This is a genomic window from Brevundimonas sp. GW821-FHT12C05 (genome assembly GCF_058807475.1).
On the sequence record NZ_JBXAQS010000003.1, the window covers coordinates 163858 to 184381 of the forward strand.

At 68.5% G+C, this 20524-nt stretch carries 26 protein-coding genes; 10 read left to right on the forward strand and 16 right to left on the reverse strand.

The window, feature by feature from the left end; translation table 11 throughout:
- Nucleotides 1-21: 21 nt before the first annotated feature.
- A complete protein-coding gene (locus AC1RRF_RS12935) occupies nt 22-321 on the reverse strand; it encodes a CC_3452 family protein (RefSeq protein WP_492835154.1) in 300 nt (99 codons plus the stop codon).
- A gap of 112 nt (nt 322-433) precedes the next feature.
- On the opposite strand from AC1RRF_RS12935, the gene AC1RRF_RS12940 reads away from it, so the two are divergent.
- Together AC1RRF_RS12940 and AC1RRF_RS12945 are read left to right on the forward strand one after the other, a co-directional pair.
- A complete protein-coding gene (locus tag AC1RRF_RS12940; protein ID WP_492835156.1) occupies nt 434-1015 on the forward strand; it encodes a TetR/AcrR family transcriptional regulator in 582 nt (193 codons plus the stop codon).
- A gap of 33 nt (nt 1016-1048) precedes the next feature.
- The gene (locus AC1RRF_RS12945; RefSeq protein WP_492835158.1) at nt 1049-1798 is read left to right on the forward strand and encodes a DUF72 domain-containing protein; all 750 of its coding nucleotides are present in this window, start codon (nt 1049-1051) and stop codon (nt 1796-1798) included.
- A 49-nt stretch (nt 1799-1847) separates the two neighbouring features.
- Here the strand turns inward: AC1RRF_RS12945 and AC1RRF_RS12950 are convergent, their stop codons facing one another.
- Nucleotides 1848-2054, reverse strand: a complete 207-nt coding sequence (locus tag AC1RRF_RS12950; protein WP_492835160.1) for a hypothetical protein — start codon at nt 2052-2054, stop codon at nt 1848-1850.
- A gap of 224 nt (nt 2055-2278) precedes the next feature.
- Here AC1RRF_RS12950 and phbB point away from each other — a divergent pair, with 224 nt between their 5' ends.
- Together phbB and AC1RRF_RS12960 are read left to right on the forward strand one after the other, a co-directional pair.
- Nucleotides 2279-3004 carry an acetoacetyl-CoA reductase gene (gene phbB / locus AC1RRF_RS12955; RefSeq protein WP_492835162.1) on the forward strand — a complete coding sequence of 242 codons (726 nt, stop codon included), beginning with the start codon at nt 2279-2281 and terminating at the stop codon, nt 3002-3004.
- 73 nt (nt 3005-3077) lie between these two features.
- Nucleotides 3078-3872 (forward strand): DUF4908 domain-containing protein, encoded by a 795-nt coding sequence (locus tag AC1RRF_RS12960; RefSeq protein WP_492835164.1) that lies wholly within the window; start codon nt 3078-3080, stop codon nt 3870-3872.
- On the opposite strand, the gene gloB is transcribed toward AC1RRF_RS12960, so the two are convergent.
- The gene (gene gloB / locus AC1RRF_RS12965; RefSeq protein WP_492835166.1) at nt 3862-4590 is read right to left on the reverse strand and encodes a hydroxyacylglutathione hydrolase; all 729 of its coding nucleotides are present in this window, start codon (nt 4588-4590) and stop codon (nt 3862-3864) included. The genes AC1RRF_RS12960 and gloB overlap by 11 nt on opposite strands.
- 45 nt (nt 4591-4635) lie before the next feature.
- Here gloB and AC1RRF_RS12970 point away from each other — a divergent pair, with 45 nt between their 5' ends.
- The 5 genes from AC1RRF_RS12970 to AC1RRF_RS12990 all read left to right on the forward strand — a co-directional run bounded on the left by AC1RRF_RS12970 (nt 4636) and on the right by AC1RRF_RS12990 (nt 9298).
- On the forward strand, nt 4636-5394 hold the full coding sequence (locus AC1RRF_RS12970; protein ID WP_492835168.1) for a class I SAM-dependent methyltransferase: 759 nt from the start codon (nt 4636-4638) through the stop codon (nt 5392-5394).
- Nucleotides 5395-5403: 9 nt separating this feature from the next.
- Nucleotides 5404-5904, forward strand: a complete 501-nt coding sequence (locus AC1RRF_RS12975; RefSeq protein ID WP_492835169.1) for a SixA phosphatase family protein — start codon at nt 5404-5406, stop codon at nt 5902-5904.
- Nucleotides 5901-6257, forward strand: a complete 357-nt coding sequence (locus tag AC1RRF_RS12980; protein ID WP_492835171.1) for a DUF952 domain-containing protein — start codon at nt 5901-5903, stop codon at nt 6255-6257. The genes AC1RRF_RS12975 and AC1RRF_RS12980 overlap by 4 nt, the downstream gene beginning before the upstream one ends.
- The gene (locus AC1RRF_RS12985) at nt 6248-7285 is read left to right on the forward strand and encodes a quinone-dependent dihydroorotate dehydrogenase (protein ID WP_492835172.1); all 1038 of its coding nucleotides are present in this window, start codon (nt 6248-6250) and stop codon (nt 7283-7285) included. The genes AC1RRF_RS12980 and AC1RRF_RS12985 overlap by 10 nt, the downstream gene beginning before the upstream one ends.
- Nucleotides 7286-7351: 66 nt before the next feature.
- On the forward strand, nt 7352-9298 hold the full coding sequence (locus AC1RRF_RS12990; protein ID WP_492835174.1) for an ATP-binding protein: 1947 nt from the start codon (nt 7352-7354) through the stop codon (nt 9296-9298).
- Here the strand turns inward: AC1RRF_RS12990 and AC1RRF_RS12995 are convergent.
- Both AC1RRF_RS12995 and AC1RRF_RS13000 read right to left on the reverse strand, forming a co-directional pair.
- Nucleotides 9259-9705: a very short patch repair endonuclease gene (locus tag AC1RRF_RS12995; RefSeq protein WP_492835176.1), complete on the reverse strand. Its 447-nt coding sequence runs from the start codon at nt 9703-9705 to the stop codon at nt 9259-9261. The two genes, AC1RRF_RS12990 and AC1RRF_RS12995, sit on opposite strands and share 40 nt — an antisense overlap.
- A 45-nt stretch (nt 9706-9750) precedes the next feature.
- On the reverse strand, nt 9751-10236 hold the full coding sequence (locus tag AC1RRF_RS13000; protein ID WP_291833302.1) for a peroxiredoxin: 486 nt from the start codon (nt 10234-10236) through the stop codon (nt 9751-9753).
- Between the two features lie 127 nt (nt 10237-10363).
- On the opposite strand from AC1RRF_RS13000, the gene AC1RRF_RS13005 reads away from it, so the two are divergent.
- Nucleotides 10364-10933, forward strand: a complete 570-nt coding sequence (locus AC1RRF_RS13005; protein WP_492835178.1) for a YqgE/AlgH family protein — start codon at nt 10364-10366, stop codon at nt 10931-10933.
- Here the strand turns inward: AC1RRF_RS13005 and AC1RRF_RS13010 are convergent.
- The 11 genes from AC1RRF_RS13010 to ctaD form a co-directional block, all read right to left on the reverse strand.
- Nucleotides 10930-12597 (reverse strand): putative bifunctional diguanylate cyclase/phosphodiesterase, encoded by a 1668-nt coding sequence (locus tag AC1RRF_RS13010; protein ID WP_492835180.1) that lies wholly within the window; start codon nt 12595-12597, stop codon nt 10930-10932. The two genes, AC1RRF_RS13005 and AC1RRF_RS13010, sit on opposite strands and share 4 nt — an antisense overlap.
- 26 nt (nt 12598-12623) lie before the next feature.
- Nucleotides 12624-13214 (reverse strand): GNAT family N-acetyltransferase, encoded by a 591-nt coding sequence (locus AC1RRF_RS13015; RefSeq protein WP_492835182.1) that lies wholly within the window; start codon nt 13212-13214, stop codon nt 12624-12626.
- Between the two features lie 24 nt (nt 13215-13238).
- On the reverse strand, nt 13239-14450 hold the full coding sequence (locus AC1RRF_RS13020; protein WP_492835184.1) for a M16 family metallopeptidase: 1212 nt from the start codon (nt 14448-14450) through the stop codon (nt 13239-13241).
- A gap of 50 nt (nt 14451-14500) precedes the next feature.
- Nucleotides 14501-15295, reverse strand: a complete 795-nt coding sequence (locus tag AC1RRF_RS13025) for an SURF1 family protein (protein ID WP_492835186.1) — start codon at nt 15293-15295, stop codon at nt 14501-14503.
- Complete coding sequence (locus AC1RRF_RS13030; RefSeq protein ID WP_492835188.1) at nt 15288-15677, reverse strand: DUF983 domain-containing protein; 390 nt, start codon at nt 15675-15677, stop codon at nt 15288-15290. Before AC1RRF_RS13030 ends, AC1RRF_RS13025 begins: the two co-directional genes overlap by 8 nt.
- Entirely contained in the window at nt 15674-16582 is a 909-nt protein-coding gene (locus tag AC1RRF_RS13035) for a cytochrome c oxidase subunit 3 (RefSeq protein ID WP_291833274.1), read from the reverse strand. Before AC1RRF_RS13035 ends, AC1RRF_RS13030 begins: the two co-directional genes overlap by 4 nt.
- A gap of 52 nt (nt 16583-16634) precedes the next feature.
- Nucleotides 16635-17201, reverse strand: coding sequence for a cytochrome c oxidase assembly protein (locus tag AC1RRF_RS13040; RefSeq protein WP_492835190.1), 567 nt, complete (start codon nt 17199-17201; stop codon nt 16635-16637).
- Entirely contained in the window at nt 17198-17377 is a 180-nt protein-coding gene (locus AC1RRF_RS13045; protein ID WP_492835192.1) for a cytochrome c oxidase system small membrane protein, read from the reverse strand. The genes AC1RRF_RS13040 and AC1RRF_RS13045 overlap by 4 nt, the downstream gene beginning before the upstream one ends.
- Nucleotides 17378-17381: 4 nt before the next feature.
- Complete coding sequence (gene cyoE / locus AC1RRF_RS13050) at nt 17382-18341, reverse strand: heme o synthase (protein ID WP_492835194.1); 960 nt, start codon at nt 18339-18341, stop codon at nt 17382-17384.
- A gap of 44 nt (nt 18342-18385) precedes the next feature.
- A complete protein-coding gene (locus AC1RRF_RS13055; protein ID WP_492835196.1) occupies nt 18386-18778 on the reverse strand; it encodes a DUF1801 domain-containing protein in 393 nt (130 codons plus the stop codon).
- Nucleotides 18779-18841: 63 nt separating this feature from the next.
- Nucleotides 18842-20506 carry a cytochrome c oxidase subunit I gene (gene ctaD, locus AC1RRF_RS13060; protein WP_492835198.1) on the reverse strand — a complete coding sequence of 555 codons (1665 nt, stop codon included), beginning with the start codon at nt 20504-20506 and terminating at the stop codon, nt 18842-18844.
- Between the last annotated feature and the right edge of the window lie 18 nt (nt 20507-20524).

The following is a 20524-nucleotide window of genomic DNA, read 5'->3' on the forward strand; positions in this document are numbered from 1 at the left end:
GCGCCACGCGGAGTTGAGGCCTCAGGCGGCCACGGCCGTGTTGCACTGGACGATCTCGGCCTCGGTCAGCGCCAGGCCGCCGCGGCTGAAGCCGGACACGGCGCCGGTGCGGGCCACGAACCGGCGGCATTCGCGCATCAGCGGCTGGGCCGCGCCGCCGCCACGGCCGACGCAGGCGCCGTCCGGACCGCAGGCCCAGTTGCGGCCGTCCAGGTTCAGCCGGATCTCTCGCGGCTGGACCAGGGTGGCCGAAGCGCCGGTGGGAGCCGGCGCAGGTTGAACGGCCAGAAGGGCCGTCGTCATCAGGGACATGAGAAGCATGGCGCTTCCTCCTCGGAAGGGATGGTCAGAACGACCGGGATCGGATAAAAGTGACCGGTCGTACACCTATAAGTGACCGATCGGTCACTTTGAGTCAACAGGATTTCCGCTGATGCCGCCCAAGGGCGAGTCCACCCATGCCCGGCTGATCGACGAGGCGATGGCCCAGGTCACCGTGCGCGGGCTGGCGGCGGTCAGCCTGGCCGACGTGGCCGGCGCGGCGGGCGTGTCAAAGAGCGCCGTCCTCAAGCATTTCCAGTCCAAGGAGGCGCTGCAGGCCGAGGTGGTCGACGCCATGATCGCCCGCTTCACCGCCGCCGTCTGGGCCCCGGCCGAGCCACTGGCGCAGGGCCGCGAGCGTCTGGACCGTATCTTCCAGGGCGAGCTGGACTGGATCGACGGCGAGGACCGGCCCGGCGGTTGCCCGCTGAAGGCGGCGGCGATTGAACTGGACGATCAGCCGGGTCCGCTGCGCGACACCTTGAAGGACAGCCAGATCCTCTGGGCGAAGACGCTGAAGCGCGAGTTCCGGACCTTGAACCCCGGCGCCGACAGCGTCGCGCTCGAGATCCTGGTGTTCCAGTTCAAGGGCATCGTGCTGGCCTACGGGCATTCGCGCCGCCTGCTGGATGACGATACGGCCCGCGCGCAGGCGACGGCGGCCTATCGGGCGCTTGTGGGATCGGCGGTCTGATCCTAGGTCCTTGGGCGACAGGGAGAGGATCACATGACCGGAACCATTCGCGTCGGCATCGGCGGCTGGACCTTCGAGCCGTGGCGCGGCGTCTTCTATCCCGAGAAACTCAGCCAGAAGAAGGAGCTGGAGTACGCCTCCAGCGAGCTGAGCTCGATCGAGATCAACGGCACCTACTACTCCGGCTTCAAGCCCGAGACGTGGATGAAGTGGCGCGACGAGACGCCGGACGACTTCGTCTTCGCGGTGAAGGCCAGCCGGTTCTGCACCAATCGCAAGGTGCTGTCGGAGGGCAATGAAAGTTTCGAGCGGTTCCTGGATCAGGGCCTGACGGCGCTGGGCGACAAGCTGGGGCCGATCAACTGGCAGTTCATGGCCACCAAGAAGTTCGACCCGGTCGACTTCGAGGGCTTCCTGAAGCTGCTGCCCAAGGAGAAGGACGGCATTCGGCTGCGGCACGCGCTGGAGGTCCGCAGCCCGACCTTCGACACCCAACAGTTCTACGATCTGGCGGCCAAGTACGGCGCCGCCATCGTCTATGCCGAGGATGACGAGGCGCCGGAATGGCCCAAGATCGACCTGCCGACGGCCGATTTCACCTACGCGCGCCTGATGTCGAGCAAGCCGGATGAGCCGACCGGCATGACCTCGGCCGAACTGGACGGGATCGCGGCGCGGGCGAAGGACTGGGCCAAACGCGGCGACGTGTTCGCCTACTTCATCGCCGGGGCCAAAGTACGCAATCCGGCGGCGGCCCAGGCCCTGATCACCAAACTGAAATGATCGGCGCGGCGCGCGGCGGGCTCAGCACGGCCTGACCTGGCGCCAGGGTTCAGGGCCAGGGGTCTCCGTTGCACTCGAACAGCACGCAGCCGTTCGTACACGAACTGATCAGTTCGACGTCGTTCGGATACAGGGCCTGGCACCGGGTGAAGCAATCGGCGTGGCAGCTCTCGGCGAGCGGCGGCGCCGCGCTTCCGGCCGGGGCGACCCCCAGCGTCAGGGCCGCGCCGGCGGCCAGCAGAACAAGCAGTTTCATGGCGTCCTCCCTTGATGCGGGGAGTATCGACGACGACGTCAGGAATACCATGGGTTGCATGTCACAACTTTTTGTTGCTGCGATGCGGTATCGCCGGGGACCGCGAACGCGCCGGGTTTTTGAAAAGCCGCGTAACAGCGGCTTTTCGCGCAACGACCTGCAAGCTAAAGCGTAGTCCTCAAGGGCGTCCGGCAGAGACGGCTTAAGGGACAGGGAAACGCAAAATGGCTCGAGTGGCTCTGGTGACGGGCGGAACCCGCGGGATCGGCAAGGCCATCGTGCAGCGGCTGAAGGAGGACGGCATGGCCGTCGCCGCCGGCTATTCGGGCAACGCCGAAGCCGCCGAGGCCACCGCCCGCGAACTGGGCGTCATGGTGGTGAAGGGCAACGTCGGCTCTTACGACGACTGCGCCCGCGCCGTGGCCGACGTGGAGGCCGAGCTGGGCCCCATCGACGTGCTGATCAACAACGCCGGGATCACCCGCGACGGCTTCTTCCACAAGATGAGCCACGACCAATGGTCGGACGTGATCCGGGTGAACATGGACAGCGTCTTCAACATGACGCGCCAGGTGATCAACGGCATGCGCGACCGCGGCTTCGGCCGCATCGTCAACATCTCCTCGATCAACGGCCAGAAGGGCCAGATCGGCCAGACCAACTATTCCGCCGCCAAGGCCGGGATGATCGGCTTCACCAAGGCGCTGGCGCTGGAGAATGCGCGCAAGGGCGTGACCGTGAACTGCATCGCCCCCGGCTACATCGACACCGAGATGGTGGGCGCGATGGACGAGAAGGTCCTGGCCGGAATCATCGCCCAGATTCCGGTTGGAAGACTCGGAAAAGGTGAGGAAATTGCCGACATGGTGTCCTGGCTGGCCGGCGAACGTGCCGGATATGTCACAGGCTGCACCCTGTCGCTGAACGGCGGTCAGTATCTGGTCGGCTGATCCGATCCCCGCCCAAAATCCGCCGCGTGACGATTGCACCAAGTCCGCCATGGAGTTGACGGCAAGTGTCAGAATGGCGCGCTCACCGCTTCCGACCGTGATGGCGCTCGCCATCGCGGCGGCGGCGTTGCTGTCTGCTGCATTCACCGCTCCGCAGGTCTTCGCCCAGGAGCGCGGCAACGCCCAGGCCGAGCAGAGCCAGGCGTTGCGCAACCGCGGCGGGGTCAACCTCGCCCCCCCGCCCGTCGGACGCTACATGTCGGAATCGGGCGAGGCCTTCACCCTGGACCGGTCGGGCCAGCGGCCCCTGCTGCGTTTCGACCGCCGCGATGAGACCTGGGTGCTGCGCCCCACCGCCGCGCCCCGCGGGGACGTCATCTATCGCAACGACGCGGGCCAGCAGATCCTGCGTGTGACGCCGGGCGGCGGCATGACGGTCTTCACCAGCCGTGCGCCGGGCGGGTCGCCCGTCTCGCTGGCGGGGCCGGGGGAGGCCCTGACCCAGCCCTCGCTGGGACCGGCGCAGCTGTTCCAGCTGATGACGCGCCGCAGCGCCATGATGAGCCAGACCATGGGCCGGCTGATCGAGATCAATGTCGACACCGACGCGGACGCCGAGGGCCTGACCGTCGAAGCCCTGATCCTGTCGACCGACGCGGTGCTGCGCATCGCCCGCTCGCCCACGGGCCGGTCGTCGCTGAACCAGTTGCGCCGCATCGTCATCGTTCAGGGCGGCAGCACGGCGGTCACCTATGTGCGCGGCGAGTTGCGCATCGTGGTCGCCCCGACGCAGGGCGTCGCAGGCCGCCCGTCCTCGGCGCGGGTGATCCGCGCCTTCCTGCCGCAGGACCCGACCCCTAGCCGGTAAAGCCGTCCTTGGCCGCACGCCGGGCCGCGAAGTCCGCCGCGTCCGTCGCCCGCAGGAACGGATTGAAGGCCTTCTCGGCGCCGATGGTGGTGGGCACCGTGGGCTCGCCCCGCTCGCGCATCGCCATGATCTGCTCGGCGCGCGCCCGCATCTCCGGCCGGTCGTCGAGGCTGAGGGCGAAGAGGGCATTGGCGGCGGTATATTCGTGGGCGCACCAGATCACCGTCTCCTCCGGCCAGGCGGCTAGCGTCCGCAGGCTGTCCCACATCTGGTCCGGCGTGCCTTCGAACAGGCGGCCGCAACCCAGGGTGAACAGGACGTCGCCGACGAAGGCCTGATGATCCGACGGCGCACGATAGACGATGTGGCCGAGTGTGTGCCCGGGCGCGTCCGACACCTCCAGCGCCGTCTCGCCCAGCATCACCACGTCGCCGCCACGCACCACGCGATCCAGCGGAGCGGCCTTGCGCACCTCCTCGGGGCCGACGATCTCGCAGCCGGTCTCAGCCTGCAGGGCGGCGTTGCCCTGGGTGTGATCGGGGTGCCAGTGGGTGTTCAGGATCAGGTCCAGCCGCCCCCAGCCCGACCGCTCCAGCTCGGCCAGTATGGCCGCCGCGTCGGGCGTATCGACCGTTGCGACGGTCCCGGTCGCCGTGTCGCGCACCAGGAAGCCGTAGTTGTCGTTCAGGCAAGGAAAGAGGCGGATTTCGAGGGTCATGACGCCATTCTGGCAGCCGCCCCCCGGCGGGTCTATGCTGGGTCCATGCGGCGCAGCATCGAGGACCTGAGGATATTCTACGGCGAGCCGGCGGGCGCGCTGGCCCGCCGGCTGTTGGCCCGCCGGTTGGAGGACGCCTGGGGCGAGGCCAGCAACTGCGACGTGCTGGGCCTCGGCTATGCGACGCCGTGGCTAGAGGCCTTTATCGGCGCGCGCCGGGTGGTCGCCGCCATGCCGGGTGGTCAAGGCGTCGAGCTGTGGCCGCAAGCGGGCAAGAACCGCACCGTGCTGGTCGAGGACCGCCGCCTGCCGTTCGCCGCCGGATCGTTCGACCGCATCCTGATGGTCCATGCGCTGGAAGAGGCCGAGGACGCCCAGGCCCTCATGCTGGAGGCGGTGCGGGCGCTGGCCCCGGCGGGCCGGGTCATCCTGGTGGCGGCGGCGCGCGGCGGCCTGTGGGCGCGGTCCGAGAACACCCCCTTCGGCCACGGACGGCCCTTCACCCGTCGCCAGCTGGAACGGCTGGTGCGCGAGGCCGGGCTGGAGCCCACGGCCTGGTCCCAGACCCTGTATGTGCCGCCGTGGGGTCCGCTTCTGCCCCTGGCCGACGGACTGGAGCAGATCGGCAAGCATGTGCTGCCGGGCGCCGCCGGAGTCATCCTGCTGGAAGCCACTCGCCAGGCCTACGCCAAGGCCCGTCCCGGCGGCGCGGTGGCCACCGCGCCGGTGCGGAACTCCGCGCTGCAGCCCCAACCGGCCTCCCGCGCCGGCCGTGATCTGGCGGGACCGGGCGAACACCCGTAAAGGCGGCCCATGCAGCGACTGATCCTGATGCGCCACGCCGAGGCGGAACGGGCGAGCGGCTCCGGCCGTGACCGCGACCGCGACCTGTCGGCGCGTGGCCGGAGCGACGCCGCCCTGATGGGCCGCGCCCTGGCGGCCAGGGGCGTGCGCCCGGACCTGGCGCTGGTCTCCCCCGCCTCCCGCACCCGCCAGACCTGGAACCTGGTCCACGACGCCTTGGGCGATGTCCAGGTGCGCGAGGACGAGCCGCTCTACAACGGCTCGGCCGACACCCTGCGCCGCCACATCGAGGCGGTGGAAGACGAAGCCGGCTGCCTGCTGGTGGTGGCGCACAATCCGGGCGTTCACCTGCTGGCTGTCGAGTACCTGATCGAGAGCGCCGCCTCGCCGTCCGTGCTGGACCGTATGAGCGGCGGCTTCCCGCCCGGCGCCGCGGCCCTGTTCACGGTGGATGTGGCCGGACGCTGCACCTTCGAAGGCTTCCTGCAGCCGCGGGACATCGCCGAATGAGCGAGATCGCCTACAAGCTGGTCGACCGCGCCGAATGGGAGGGCGCCCGAACCGCCGGAGCCTATGCGGGCTCCACCGTCGATCTGGCGGACGGCTACATCCACATGTCCGCCTCAGGTCAGTTGGCCGAGACGGCGCGGCGCCACTACGCCGGGCGGACCGATCTGCTGCTGGTCGCCGTCGATCTCACGCTCCTGGGCGAGGCTTTGAAGTGGGAGGCCTCGCGCGGCGGCGATCTGTTCCCGCACCTGTTCGCCCCCCTGCCCGTCTCCGCCGCCCGTGAGGAACGCGGCCTGTCGGTGGATGCGGAGGGGATCATGCGATTCGAGGACGGAGCTGTCGGATGGGACTGACAGATCTGGGCGCCGTCCTGCTGCGCCGCCTCGATCCGGAGATGGCCCACCAGCTGGCGATCAAGGCGCTGCAGGTCACGCCCTTGCCCGCGCCGGGCGTTGACGATCCCGTGCTGCACACCCGCCTGGCCGGGCTGGACCTGCCGAATCCGGTCGGACTGGCCGCCGGCCTGGACAAGAACGGCGAGGCCCTGCACGGGCTGGCGCGCCTGGGCTTCGGCTTCGTGGAATGCGGCTCGGTCACTCCCTTGGCCCAGCCCGGCAATCCGAAACCGCGCCTGTTCCGGCTCAGCGAGGATCGGGCGATCATCAACCGCATGGGCTTCAACAACGCCGGACTGGAGGCCTTCGCGGACCGTCTGGCGCACCGCCCGAGGACGGCGGTGATCGGAGCCAACCTCGGCGCCAACAAGGACACCGAGGACAAGGCGGCGGACTATGTCGCCGGTCTGGTTCGGCTGAAGGGCCTGGCCGACTACGTCACCGTCAACGTCTCCTCGCCCAATACGCCGGGCCTGCGCGCCCTCCAGGGCCGGGCGGCGCTGGACGATCTGCTGGGGCGGCTGGCGGCGGCGCGCGGCGAAGACCCGACGCCCGTCTTCCTGAAGATCGCGCCCGACCTGACCGCCGACGAGATCGGCATGATCGTCGAGGCCAGCCTGGATCACGGTCTGGACGCGCTGATCGTGTCCAACACGACACTGGACCGCCCCGACACCCTGCGCTCGCCGGACAAGAGCGAGGCCGGCGGTCTGTCGGGCGCCCCGCTGCGAACGCGGGCGCTGGACGCGCTTCGCGCCGCCGCCGCCGCCTCGGCCGGAAAGCTGCCCCTGATCGCGGTCGGCGGCATCGATTCCGGGGCCGAAGCCTGGGCCCGCATCCGCGCCGGCGCTTCGGCGATCCAGATCTATTCCGCCCTGATCTACGAGGGTCCCGGCCTAGTGTCGCGGATCAAGCGCGACCTCGCCGCGCGCCTGCGCGCGGACGGTTTCTCCACCGTCTCGGAGGCCGTCGGAACGGGCCGTTGACGGACCGTTAGGGCAGACGCGTCATGGTGGCAGGAAGGGCGAGTACGCCCATCCTCGGGGAGACGCATGGCGAACACCGGCGCCAGCAATACGACGCCGATGACCGATCCGTGGGTCATCGCCATCCGCCAGCGCCGCAAGGCGCTGTTGCAGCGTCTCGGCATGGCCGCCGCCAGCGCCCTGATCTTCAGCCCCCTGATCGGCTGGAACATCAGCGTCGGATGGGTGCTGGGCTACTTCCTGGTTCAGAGCCTGGACCTGTGGGCCTTCGCTCCAATCATCGGCGGCCGGGCGCAGAAGCTGACCGGCGTCCGCGCCCTCGCCGGCGATCTTCTGCTGTTCATCAACGCGGGCTATTTCGGCAGCCTGTCCATCCCGCTGTGGCTGATCGGCGGCCCGATGGGCGGGGTCTGCGCCGCCATGCTGCTGTCGGCGGGCGCCATCTATTCGATGATCAACGCACCGCGCTCCATGCGCGTGCTGATCCTGACGGTCACGCCACAGTTCCTGTACCTGACGTCCATCCCCCTGTTCATGGCGCTGTTCGGCGGCTCGACGGGCTTCGTGACCGCCGCGGCCATCGCCGTGGGGGTCTTCATCACCTACTGCCTGTCGACCTGGCAGCGGATGAACGAGGCGCGCACCGCTGAGAGCGCCGCCCGGATCGAGGCCGAGCAGAAGCGTATCGACGCCGTGCGCATCATGGACGGCCGCAGCGCCTTCCTGGCGACGGTCGGCCATGACCTGCGCACTCCGATCAGCGCCATCCTGACCGGCGCGGCCGAGCTGGAACGTGGGGCCGGCGATGGCTCCGCGCGCGCCCAGGCCCGCCTGATCAGCGACGCCGGTTTCATGATGAAGGCCCTGCTGGACGACCTGCTGGACCACGCCAAGCTTGAGGCTGGGCACATGACCGTGGACACGGTCGATTTCGACCTGCGCGAACTGCTCAACCAGACCGTCCGCCTGTGGCGCGGACCCATGCGGGCCAAAGGCCTGAAGTTCCGGGTCGAAGGCGCGGCCACCATGCCCGCCTCGGTGCGCGGCGATCCGATGCGCCTGCGTCAAGTGCTGAACAACCTGATCTCCAACGCCATCAAATTCACTGACAAGGGCGCGATCACCCTGCGTCTGAACGGCTGGACCGAAGAGCCCGGCGGCTACGCTGTCCTGATCGAGGTGGTCGACACCGGCCCCGGCATGACGGCCGCCCAGGTGGCCCGCCTGTTCACCCCCTTCGACCAGACCATGGACGGCGTCAGCGCCCGTCACGGCGGCACCGGCCTGGGGCTGTCGATCAGCCGGCAACTGGCTGACCTGATGGACGGTCGCCTGACCGCCCGCAGCCGCCCCGGCGAAGGCGCCCGTTTCACCCTGGCCTTGCGCCTGGCGCCCGGCGAGATGACCGAGGCCGTCACGCCCGGCCTCGACCAGGAAAGCCGCGACGCCGTCGCCCGCGTCCTGTCGAACCGACAGGGCGCAACCGCTCCCGCCGTCGCGCCCCGGGCGCTCGAGGAGGCTCGCCCCGCCCTGGCCCCTGTCGTCGCCGAGGCCGCGCCCGAGCCGATCACGGACGAAGCCTATGACGACGAGGACGAGGGCCGTCCGATGCGGGTGCTGGTGGTCGACGACCACGACATCAACCGCCGGGCCATCCAGCTGATCCTGCAGCCGCTCGGCTGCGACATCGCCACCGCCGCCGACGGCATGGCGGCGCTGAAGATCTGCGAGCACACCGCCTTCGACCTGATCTTCATGGATGTCCGGATGCCGGAGCTGGACGGGCGCGAGACGACCAAGCGCATCCGCGCCGGAAACGGCCCGAACGCGGTCGTGCCGATCATCGCGGTGACCGCCGACACCTCACCCGAGGACATCGCGGCCTGCACCGCCGCCGGCATGACCTATTTCGTGCCCAAGCCGATCACGCCGCCGATGCTGCTGGGCGCCATCACCCATGTGATGACCATGGGTCAGCCCGAGACGGACGATATCGAGACGGCCGCCGCCTGACCGCGCACGGCCGCCAGCAGGCGGTCGGGAAAATCGGCCGCCCTCATCGCGCATTCCCAGACGAAGACCACGCGCCAGCCCAGCGTCTGCAGCGCCTCCGCGCTGGCGGCGTCGCGGGCCCGGTTGCGGTCGATCTTGGCGATCCAGTAGGCCGCATTGGCCTTGGGCTGCCTGGACCCGCGCGGACAATCATGGCCGTGCCAGAAGCAGCCGTGGACGAAGACGACAGTGCGCCGCCCCTTCATCACGACGTCGGGTTTGCCCGGCAGGCCCGCGCCGCCCAGCCGATAGCCGATCCCGGCCGTGCGCAGGATGCGGCGCACGGCCAGTTCGGGTGTGGTGTCCTTCCCCTTCACGCGACGCATCACGGCGCTGCGCTTTTCGGGGGTGAAGACGTCGGTGCTCATGACGCGCTCAAGCCGTGAGTGACCGCGTCACGAGCGGTGGCGCGCTTAAAGCTGCGCCAGCAGGTGCTCGGCCGAGGACACCTTGAACTCGCCGCCCTGCTCGATGTTCAGCTGTTCGACGACGCCGTCCTTGACCAGCATCGAATAGCGTTGCGAGCGCTCGCCCATGCCGAAGCCCTTGGCGTCCAGCGCCAGACCGAGCTGGCGGGTGAAATCGCCGTTGCCGTCAGCCAGCATCAGGATGTCTTCCTTGCCGATGCCCTGGCTGTCGGCCCATGCGCCCATGACGAAGGCGTCGTTCACGGACACGCAGGCGACGGTGTCGACGCCCTTGGCGGCGAGGTCCTCGCGGTGATCCTTGAAGCCCGGCAGGTGGCGGGCCGAGCAGGTGGGGGTGAAGGCGCCCGGAACGGCGAACAGGGCCACCGTCTTGCCCGCGAAGATGTCGTCGGTGCTGACCGGCTTGGGGCCGTCGTCGGTGGCGCGGGTCAGGTTGGCCGAGGGAATACGGTCGCCGATCTGGACGGTCATGGGCAGGCTCCTGGAAGGAAGGTGAGGATCAAACTCCCGGACCAGATAGGCGTTGCCGAGGGCCGCGCCAACCGCCCGCGTCCACGCCGCGCTTGCGCCGCCGCCCTCGCGTGCCGATCATAGGGGTATGGACGACTTCCAATCCCTCGTCGGACGCCTGCTGGTGGCCATGCCGGGCATCAGCGACCCCCGCTTCGAGCATGCGGTGATCCTGGTCTGCGCCCACGGTCCGGACCACGCCATGGGCCTGAGACTGGACCGCCCCGCCCCCGGCGTGGACCTGAAGGCCGTGCTGTCCAAGCTGGACACTCCCGCCCCGGACGGCGCCGCCACGCGCAAGGTCCTGGTGGGCGGACCGGTGGAGCGGGAACGCGGCTTCGTCCTGCACACCGACGACTGGATGATCGACGACGCCTCGATGCCCTTCGGCGTGGGCTTGGCCATGACCGGCACGCGCGAGGCGCTGGCGGCCATGGTCGACCCTCTGGACGGCCCGCGCCGGTCGGTGCTGCTGCTGGGCTATGCGGGTTGGGGCGACGGCCAGCTGGAGGACGAACTGGGCGAGAATGTCTGGCTGACCGCCGAGGCCGATACCGGGCTGATCTTCGACACCGACTACGACGGCAAATGGGCCCGGGCCCTGGCCACGCTGGGGGTCGATCCGGCCCAGCTGTCAGGGCAGGCGGGGCGGGCTTAGGCCGACCGCGCCTTGATCGGCGCCGAACCGTCGGCGAGGGACTCGTTCAGATAGACCTCCGCCTCCTGCGCGGGCAGGGCCTGGGCGTAACCGAAGCCCTGGCCGTAGTGGCACTGGGCCTCGAGCAGCAGCTTGGCCAGGCCGGCGTTCTCGACGCCCTCGGCGACGACTTCCAGCGACAGGTCGCGGCCCAGGTTGACGACCGATTTGACGATCTTGGCCGAGCCCTCGTCCTTGTCCATGGTCAGGACGAAGTAGCGATCGATCTTCAGCGTATCGAACGGCAGCTTGGCCAGGTAGCTGAGCGACGAGAAGCCGGTGCCGAAGTCGTCCAACGCCAGCGAAGCCCCGGCGTTGCGCAGCTTCGTCAGAGTCTCGGCGGCGCGGGTGGTGTCGCGCATGATGTCGCCCTCGGTGACTTCCAGCTTCAGCGCGCCCTTGGGCAGGCCCGCCTCGCTGATGATGCGCGAGACGTCTTCGACCAGATTGGCCCGCTCGATCTCGCCGACCGACAGGTTGACGCTGCAGAACAGCTTGCCCGCCGACGGGTGCCGGGCCAGCCATTCGGCCAGCTGCCGCGCCGAGGCGGTCATCATCAGCAGGCCCAGGTCGTTCATCAGGCCCATTTCGTCGGCCAGGCCCAGGAACTCGTCCGGCGGGACCATGCCGCGCTTGGGGTGACGCCAGCGGGCCAGGGCCTCGAAGCCCGCGACCGCGCCCGTGTTGAGGTTCACGATCGGCTGGTAGAAGGGCTCGATCTCGCCGCGCACGAAGGCGTTGCGCAGGTCGGCTTCCAACGCGAGCCGGGACAGGCTGTCGCTCTCCAGCGCGCGACCATAGGCGGCGATGCCGCCACGTCCGGCGGTCTTGGCCTGCTCCACGGCCAGCTCGACCCGGCGCAGCAGTTCGGCGGGATCGGCGGCGTCGGGGCCGCCCTCGACCGTCACGCCGCCGATGGAGACCGTCGGATAGATGTCGAAGCCGGCGACGCGCAACGGCTGTTCCAGCGCTTCGCGCAGGCGTTCCGTCGCCGCGCCCGAACCCCGCGGCACCAGGATGGCGAATTCGTCCTCACCGATGCGGGCGGCCGAGGAATCGTGCGGGAAGGCGGCGTTCAGGCGCGACCCCAGCGCGGCCAGCACCAGGTCGGCGCGCTCATGGCCCAGGGCCTCGTTGAGGCGGCGCAGGCGGTCGACATCCGCCACCACCAGTTCGAACTCGCCCATCTGGGTCAGGGTCTCGCCGGCGCGCGACAGGAAGGTGCGGCGATCCAGCAGGCCCGTCAGGTGATCGCGGTGCGAGGCGGCGAACTTGGTCTCCAGCGCCACGACCCCGGCCGCGCGCAACCCATCTTCAAGCCAGACGCCGCGCCAGATGCAGGTCTCGGAATCGCGCATGCGCAGACGAACGGCGACCTCGGTCCCCTCCTCCTGCGGCTTGAGGACCTTTTCGGCCAGCGCCCGGTCCTGCGGAATGGCCACGGCGGTGAAGGCGGCGCCCGAGCATTCCGGGGCCAGCGGACCCAGTCCGAGAGCCCGCGTCGCGCCCGTGAACCGCATCTGATCATCGGCAGGCGTCCAGATCCACAGCGCGGCATCGGCGGCGGCTAACGCCTCAATGGCGGTCGTCGCGTCCCAGGCCAGACTTCTGGAGCGAGTGTTCACGCGTCGCGGTTCTCCGGTGCACGGCGTCAGCCGGCGCGCCCGGCCCCGTCATTCACGCGGCCGAACAGAAGATGGTCTGCCCAACCGCCGTTAATTTTAAGATAAGCCCGCGCACGGCCCTCGTGCTCGAAGCCCGACTTCTCCAGCACCCGGCGCGAGGCCATGTTGTGCGGCACGCAGGCCGCCTCCACCCGATGCAGGTTCAACTCGGTGAAGGCGAAGCCGATGAGGGCGCGCACCGCCGCGGTGGCATGACCCTGTCCGGCGAAGCGGCGGCCGATCCAGTAGCCGATGGTGCCGGTCTCGGCGACGCCTCGCCGGACGTTCGACAGGGTGACGGCGCCCACCAGCGTCCGCCCGTGATCGGTGAAGATGAAGAAGGGCCAGGCGTTCCCGGCCTCCAGTTCGCGCTGGTAGATCGACAGCCGGCGCTTGAAAGCCGCGCGGGTCAGGTCGTCCTCGGGCCAGGTCGGCTCCCACGGCTGGAGATAGGGATAGGATTCCTGCCGCAGGGTGGCCCAGGCCTCATGATCGGCCGAGCGCGGCGAGCGCAGGATGACACCCTCGCCCTCCACCACGGGTCCGCCCGCGTCGCTGATCCAGTCCAGAAGCGCCATGACGTCAGAATAACCGGGTCCCGATCAGCCGAACAGGGCATCCCTGAAGGCGGCGCCCGCCGGGGCGGCGGCCTTGGGGCCGAGCACCGCCGTGGCGGCCAGGCCTGGCCCCAGGCACCCGGCGGCGGCGGCGCGGACGTCCTCGGCGGTCTGAGCCAGGGTGCGGTCAGCCATGGTCTGGGATGCGATGAGCGCACCGAAGAGCAGCACCTGTGCGGCGGCCCGGCCCGCGCGGGACGCCGGGCTCTCGTCCGACATCCACAGGCCGGCGTTCAGCACCGCCTTGGCGCGGGACAGTTCGGCGGCGGTGGGGCCGGTCTCGGCCAGCGCCCTCAGCTCGGCGGCGCAGACCTGGGCCAGTTCGACGGCCCGATCGGCGGAAGCCCCGGAGTAGATGCCGAGGATGCCCGCGTTCTCATAGGGCTCATGATAGGCGTCGATGGCATAGGCCAGTCCGCGCTCCTCGCGGGCGCTCTGGAACAGGCGCGAGGCCATGCCGCCGCCGAGGATCTCGCTCATCAGCCGCGTCGCCGCATAGGCGGGATCCATGGCCGACGGCGCCGGCAGCTGGAAGACGATATTGGCCTGTTCAATCCGCCGGGTCAGAGCCGCGTCGCCGCCGGTGAAGCGGGGCGTGTCAGGCTCGTCCGCCGGGGTCGCCGCCTGGTGGCCGAACCAGCGCTCGGCCAGGGCCAGCAGTTCGGCCTCGTCCACCGCGCCAGAGGCCGCCACCACCATGCGGTCAGGGGAATACAGGCGGGCGCGCCAGACGCCGATGGAGGCGCGATCGATCGGCTTCAAGCTGGCCACGGAGCCCAGGATCGGACGTCCCAGCGGCTGGCCGGCGAAGGCGCGCGTCTGGGCCATTTCGAAGACGTGGTCGTCGGGCGTATCGAAGGCCTCGGCGATCTCCTGGGCCACCACGTCCTTCTCACGCACGATCTCGGCGGGATCGAGCATGGGGCGGAAAACGAGGTCGGAGAGGACCTGCATGGCCAGCGGCAGGCCGCCCTGCAGCGCCCGCACTTCAAAACTGGTCCGCTCATAGCCGGTGGCGGCGTTGATGGAGCCGCCCTCGGCCTCGATCCGCTCGACGATCTCGCGCGCGCCCATGTCGCCCGCGCCCTTGAACACCAGATGCTCGAGACAGTGGGACCAGCCGGAGGTGGCCTCGCTTTCCCACTTGGCCCCGCCGCGCACGGCGACGGTCAGGGCGAGGGTGCGCAGACCCGGCATGGGATCGCAGACGACGCGGACGCCGTTGGACAGGGTGTGGAGGGTGGCGGTCAGGAAGAGCTCTTTTCAGTGTCGCCGGACGGCGTCGGGGGACGCAGCTTGCGCCGAAGCAGGGCCAGGTAGGTTCCCGCGAGCGCCAATGCCAGTCCGAACCACGTCAGGGCATAGCCGAGGTGGTTGTTGGAGAAGGCCGCCGGCGGGGCGGAGGGCTGCAAGGCGGCCCAATCCGGATTGGAGGAGGTCGTGGCATAGAGAATGTAGGGATATCCCAACCGTCCAAGGCTCCGAAGGGCGCCGGCCTTCTGGTAGTCCTCGTGCAGAACCCGGCTCATGGCATCCAGATCGCGCGCGTAGAACCGGCGGCCTTCGGGCGGCGGCGCCATGCCGTTGGCCGGGGACGGCGTGCGAAGTTGAGCCGTCATGGCGACCGGCTTTTCTGTCACCTGCTGTGGCGGCCGTGCCGACACCCCTTCCGGGATAAAGCCACGATCGATCAGGAATGACCGACGGTGGGTCTCCCCTCCCAGCCGGAACGTTTCGCTGTTGCAGAGAGAAATCAGCCGAACACCCGGCTGTCCCTCATGAATGGTCTGCAACTCGACATAGGGCGCCGTGTCCAGGCCCCGACACGTCAGCACCAGCCGGCTGAACTCTTGGGGGGCGTCCTGAACAAAAGCCGACAAGCCTCGAGGCGGGGCCTTCGCCGCCGCCTCGGCCTCCGCGATCAGGGTTTCCTTCCATTGCAGGCGCTGGACCTGCCAGGTCCCCAGACCGCACAGCAGGACCAGGGCCAGCCCGGTGGCGATGGTCAGCCCCCAGGGGAAGCGAACGCGAGCCTCAGCCATGGTTCGCCTGCCCGGCCTTGTTGCGCATCTGGAGGGCGATCATCACACCCTTGCCCGGGCGCATCAGCCCGACCGACAGCCCGGCCACCAGCGGCAGGGCGATCAGCAGCAGGAGCCAGATCGGCGGATTCCAGGCGATCATGGCGAACAGGGCGCCGAAGACCACGACGCCGCCCGCGATCTGCATGATGAAGATGGCCGCCCCGTCGCCGGTGTTCAGGCGGCTATAGTCGAAGCCGCAGGCCGCGCACCGGTCCACCACCTGGAGGAAGCCCGCATACAGGGGCGCTTGATCGCAGTTGGGGCAGCGGCAAAGCAGACCGGCGCGGATCGGGTCGATCCGCGCCGGTTGATTGTTCAGACCTGAGGGCCCGTCGATCACCCGAAGGTGACGTAGACGAAGGCGAACAGGAACAGCCAGACCACGTCCACGAAGTGCCAGTACCAGGCGGCCGCCTCGAAGCCGAAATGCTTCTCGGGGGTGAACTGGCCGGCCAGCAGGCGCAGCAGGCAGACGATCAGGAAGATGGTCCCGATCAGGACGTGGAAGCCGTGGAAGCCCGTCGCCATGAAGAAGATCGAACCGTACAGGCCCGAGTTGATGGCTTCTTCGTTGAAGAACAGGTTCTCGTGGATGATGTGGCTGTATTCGTAGACCTGAACGGCGGTGAACAGCACGCCCAGCGCGATCGTGATGATCAGGCCGATCTTGGTGGCCTTGCGGTCACCCTGCGCGATGGCGTGGTGAGCCCAGGTCACGGTCGTGCCGGACAGCAGCAAGATGACGGTGTTCAGCAGCGGCAGCTGCCAGGCGTCCAGGGTCTCGATGCCCTTGGGCGGCCAGGTCGACCAGGCCTTGGCGGTATCAGCCCAGGCGCCGACTTCCGGAATGTGGGCGCGGGCTTCGTTGAAGATGCTCATCTCGAAGAACATCCAGAAGAAGGCGGCGAAGAACATCACTTCCGAAGCGATGAACAGCAGCATGCCGTAGCGCAGGCCGATCGAGACGACCGGGGTGTGGTCGCCCTGGCGGCTTTCCTTGATCACGTCGGCCCACCAGCCGAACATCGACACCAGCACGCCGGCCAGACCGGCGACGAACAGGACCTTGTCTCCCTTGGCCAGCAGGGCCCCGGCGACCGGACCGGCGTCAGCCGACGCCAGGCCCTTCATCCAGACGACCGCGCCGATCATCATGATCGTGACGGCGATCGAGGACACCAGCGGCCAGGGGCTGGGGTTCACCAGGTGATAGTCGTGATGCGGAGTCGCGTGGGCGTCGGCCATCTGTATCTCTTGAACGGTCGAGAGTCGTATTGGGGGCAGGCTATAGCGTCCGCTATCCGGCCGCGCCAGAGGGCGGGGCGCCGTTTAAGGCCTGCTGGAACCGCTCGGTCGGATAGAAGGTGTAGCTGAGGGTGATTTCGGTCACGCCACGGCTCTCGCGGTCGGTCGCCATTTCGGGCGCCACGAAGTACTGAACCGGGAATTTCATCGTCTCGCCTGGCTTGATGATCTGCTCGTCGAAGCAGAAGCACTGCAGCTTCTGGAAATAGGGTCCGGCGCGTTCCGGCACGACGTTGTAGGCCGCCTTGGCGCTGATCGGCTTGTCCGAGGTGTTGGTCACGTCAAAGAAGGCCATGCCCGTTTCACCGATGCGGACGCGCTGGGTGACCTGCTCGGCCCGGAAGGTCATGGGCAGGTCGCGGACGTTGGTGTCGAAGCGCACCAGCACCGTCTGGTCCAGCTGGACGTCGGGAGCCCGCTCGGCCTTCTTGACGGTGCCGTCGAAGCCGGTGACCTGGCAGAACATGCGATACAGCGGCACGGCGGCGAACGACGCGCCGGTCATGCCCATCACGCCGAGAACGCAGACAATCGCGACAGCGTTTCGCGACAGCTTCATTGGGCGTAGCCCACCGGCTGGCCGGCGGCGACGGCCGCCTCGCGAGCGTCCAGGTTGCGCTTGAGGTTCAGCACCGTGACGCCGAACACCAGGATCATGAAGCCGATCAGCACTCCGGCGATGGCCAGGTTGCGCTTCTTGCGGGCGGCGAGTTCTTCAGGGGTCAGGCGGCGCATGGGCTTACAGTCCCGGGGTAAGGCTCTCGACCAGCAAGGCGGCGAACAGGGCCATCAGGTACAGGATCGAGAAGGCGAACAGATTGCGGGCCGGTTTGGCCTCGGCGCGGACATCATACAATGCGGCCTCTCGCCCCACGGCCTCGGCCTTGTCGGGCTGATCGCCAGCGCGCGAGCGCCACAAGCGGATCGCCAGCAACAGGAAGCCGAGTCCGCCGACCAGAGAGACCCCCAGATAGATCACCCCGCCCAGCCCAGTCAGGCCCGGCGCGATCGCCGCGGGCAGGAACAGCAGGGTGTAGATCAGGATCTGCAGCCGGGTGCTCTTGGCGCCTCGCGCCACCGGCATCATCGGAATGCCGGCCTTGGCGTAGTCGCCGGCCGAATAGAGGGCCAGGGCCCAGCTGTGCGGCGGAGTCCACAGGAAGATGATCAGGAACAGCAGCCACGCCTGCCACGGGGCTTGGCCGGTGGCCGCCGCCCAGCCGATCACCGGCGGCAGCGCGCCCGCGGCCCCGCCGATGACGATGTTCTGGGGCGTCCGGCGCTTCAGCAGCAGGGTGTAGAAGACGGCGTAGTAGAGGATGGTCAGCAGCAGCAGGCCGCCCGCCAGCCAGTTGGTCGTCATGCCCAGCAGCATGACCGAGAAGACCGACAGGACGACCCCGAAGGCCATCGCATCGTTCTTGCGGACACGGCCCGCCGCGACCGGCCGGCCGCGCGTGCGCCGCATCAGAGCGTCGGTTTCGCCCTCCAGCGCCATGTTCAGGGCTCCGGCCGCGCCTGCGCCGACGGCGATGCACAGCACGGCGATGGCCGCCGAAATCCAGTCGATGCCGCCATGGGCCACGACCAGGCCGGTCACGGCGGTGAAGATCACCAGCGACATGACGCGCGGCTTCAGCAGCTGGAAGAAATCTTCCGGCTGGGCCGTGGAGATCGTGGACGGGGCGGTGTCGGTCATCGCGAGGCTTCTAACGGATGCCGACGGCGAAACGAAGTCGAACGTCAGCGGGCTTTCCAGCGGTGATACGTCAGCGCCAGGGCGATGCAGTGGCGCAACGGGTCTTCGGGAACCGGATCATCGACCGCGAAGCGGATCTGCCGGTCCCCGACATAGGTCATCGCGTCGGGATACAGGCTGCGGAACGTGTCCATCAGGGTCGTCCGGCAGTTGACGTACAGGGCGTAGCTGTCGGCCCCAGTGGCGTCGATGCGGATCGTGCTGCCGATCCCGGGGCGGGTCAGGAAGCTGGGCTCGCCCCACTTCAGGGCCTCCTCCAGCGGACCGACCTGCTCGGTCTCGGCGACCTCCAGGATCAGCCGGCGCAGGGCCAGCAATCGCTCGCGCACGACGCCCTGGTAGGCGTCAAAGGCCGCGGGCGGGGCGTCGCGGCTCACGCCGCGTTCGCCTGAAAAGGAGAACGGGCCGGCGATGTTCGATCGCCGGCCCGCATTCCGATCCTAGTGCTCGTCGTTCTTGACCACCGGCAGTTCGTTGAACTGGTGGTGGGGCGGAGGCGAGGACAGGGTCCATTCCAGCGTCGTGGCGCCTTCGCCCCACGGGTTGGCGACGCCCGGACGACGACGAATGGCGGCTTCGATCAGCATGATCAGGAAGACCAGCACGCCGACGACGGTGATCGCATAGCCGATCGACGAGACGTGGTTCCACAGGGTGAACGCGTCCGGATAGTCGATGTAGCGGCGCGGCATGCCCTGCAGGCCGAGGAAGTGCTGCGGGAAGAACACCAGGTTCACGCCCACGAACATGATCCAGAAGTGCAGGCAGCCGAGGAACTCGTTGTACTTCACCCCGAACATCTTCTCGAACCAGTAGTAGAAGCCCGCGAAGATGGCGAAGACGGCGCCCAGAGACAGCACGTAGTGGAAGTGGGCCACGACGTAATAGGTGTCGTGCAGGCTGTAATCGATGCCGGCGTTCGACAGGACCACGCCGGTCACGCCGCCGACGGTGAACAGGAAGATGAAGCCGATGGCCCACAGCATGGGCGTCTTGAAGCTGATCGAGCCGCCCCACATCGTCGCGATCCAGCTGAAGATCTTCACGCCCGTGGGCACGGCGATGATCATGGTGGCGGCGATGAAGTAGGCGCGCAGGTTCACGCTCATGCCGACCGTGTACATGTGGTGCGCCCACACGATGAAGCCGACGAAGCCGATGGCGACCATGGCGTAGGCCATGGCGAGGTAGCCGAAGATGGGCTTCTTCGAGAAGGTCGAGACGATGTGGCTGATGATGCCGAAGCCCGGCAGGATCAGGATGTACACCTCGGGGTGGCCGAAGAACCAGAACAGGTGCTGGAACATGACGGGGTCGCCGCCGCCGGCCGGATTGAAGAAGCTGGTGCCGAAGTTGCGGTCCGCCAGCAGCATGGTGATGGCGCCGGCCAGGACGGGCAGCGACAGCAGCAGCAGGAAGGCGGTGATCAGCACCGACCAGGCGAACAGCGGCATGCGGTGCAGGGTCATGCCCGGCGCGCGCATGTTGAAGATGGTGGTGATGAAGTTGATCGCGCCCAGGATCGACGAGGCGCCCGCGACGTGCAGCGAGAAGATCGCCAGATCCATCGCCGGGCCGGTGTGGCCGGTGGTCGAGAGCGGCGGATAAATCGTCCAGCCGCCGCCGAAGCCGCGGCCCGGGCCGCCGTCGACGAACATGGAGGTGATCAGCAGCACCCAGGCGGCGACCAGCAGCCAGAACGAGATGTTGTTCATGCGCGGGAAGGCCATGTCCGGCGCGCCGATCATGATCGGAACGAACCAGTTGCCGAAGCCGCCGATCATGGCGGGCATGACCATGAAGAAGATCATGATCAGGGCGTGGGCCGTGACGACGGCGTTATAGCCGTGCTTGGACTGTTCGATCAGACCCATCAGCTGGATCGACGAACCTTCCTTGAAGATCTGGATGCCCGGCTCGGCCAGTTCCCAGCGGATCAGGCCGGACAGGGCGCCGCCCACGATGCCCGCCATGATGGCGAACAGCAGGTACAGGGTGCCGATGTCCTTGTGATTGGTGGACAGGAACCAGCGGGTGAAGAAACCCGGCTTGTGGTCGTGATGCCCGTCGTGGTCGTGGGCGAGGTTTTCGGCTGCGGTGGCCATGTCTTTGGGGCTCTCGCG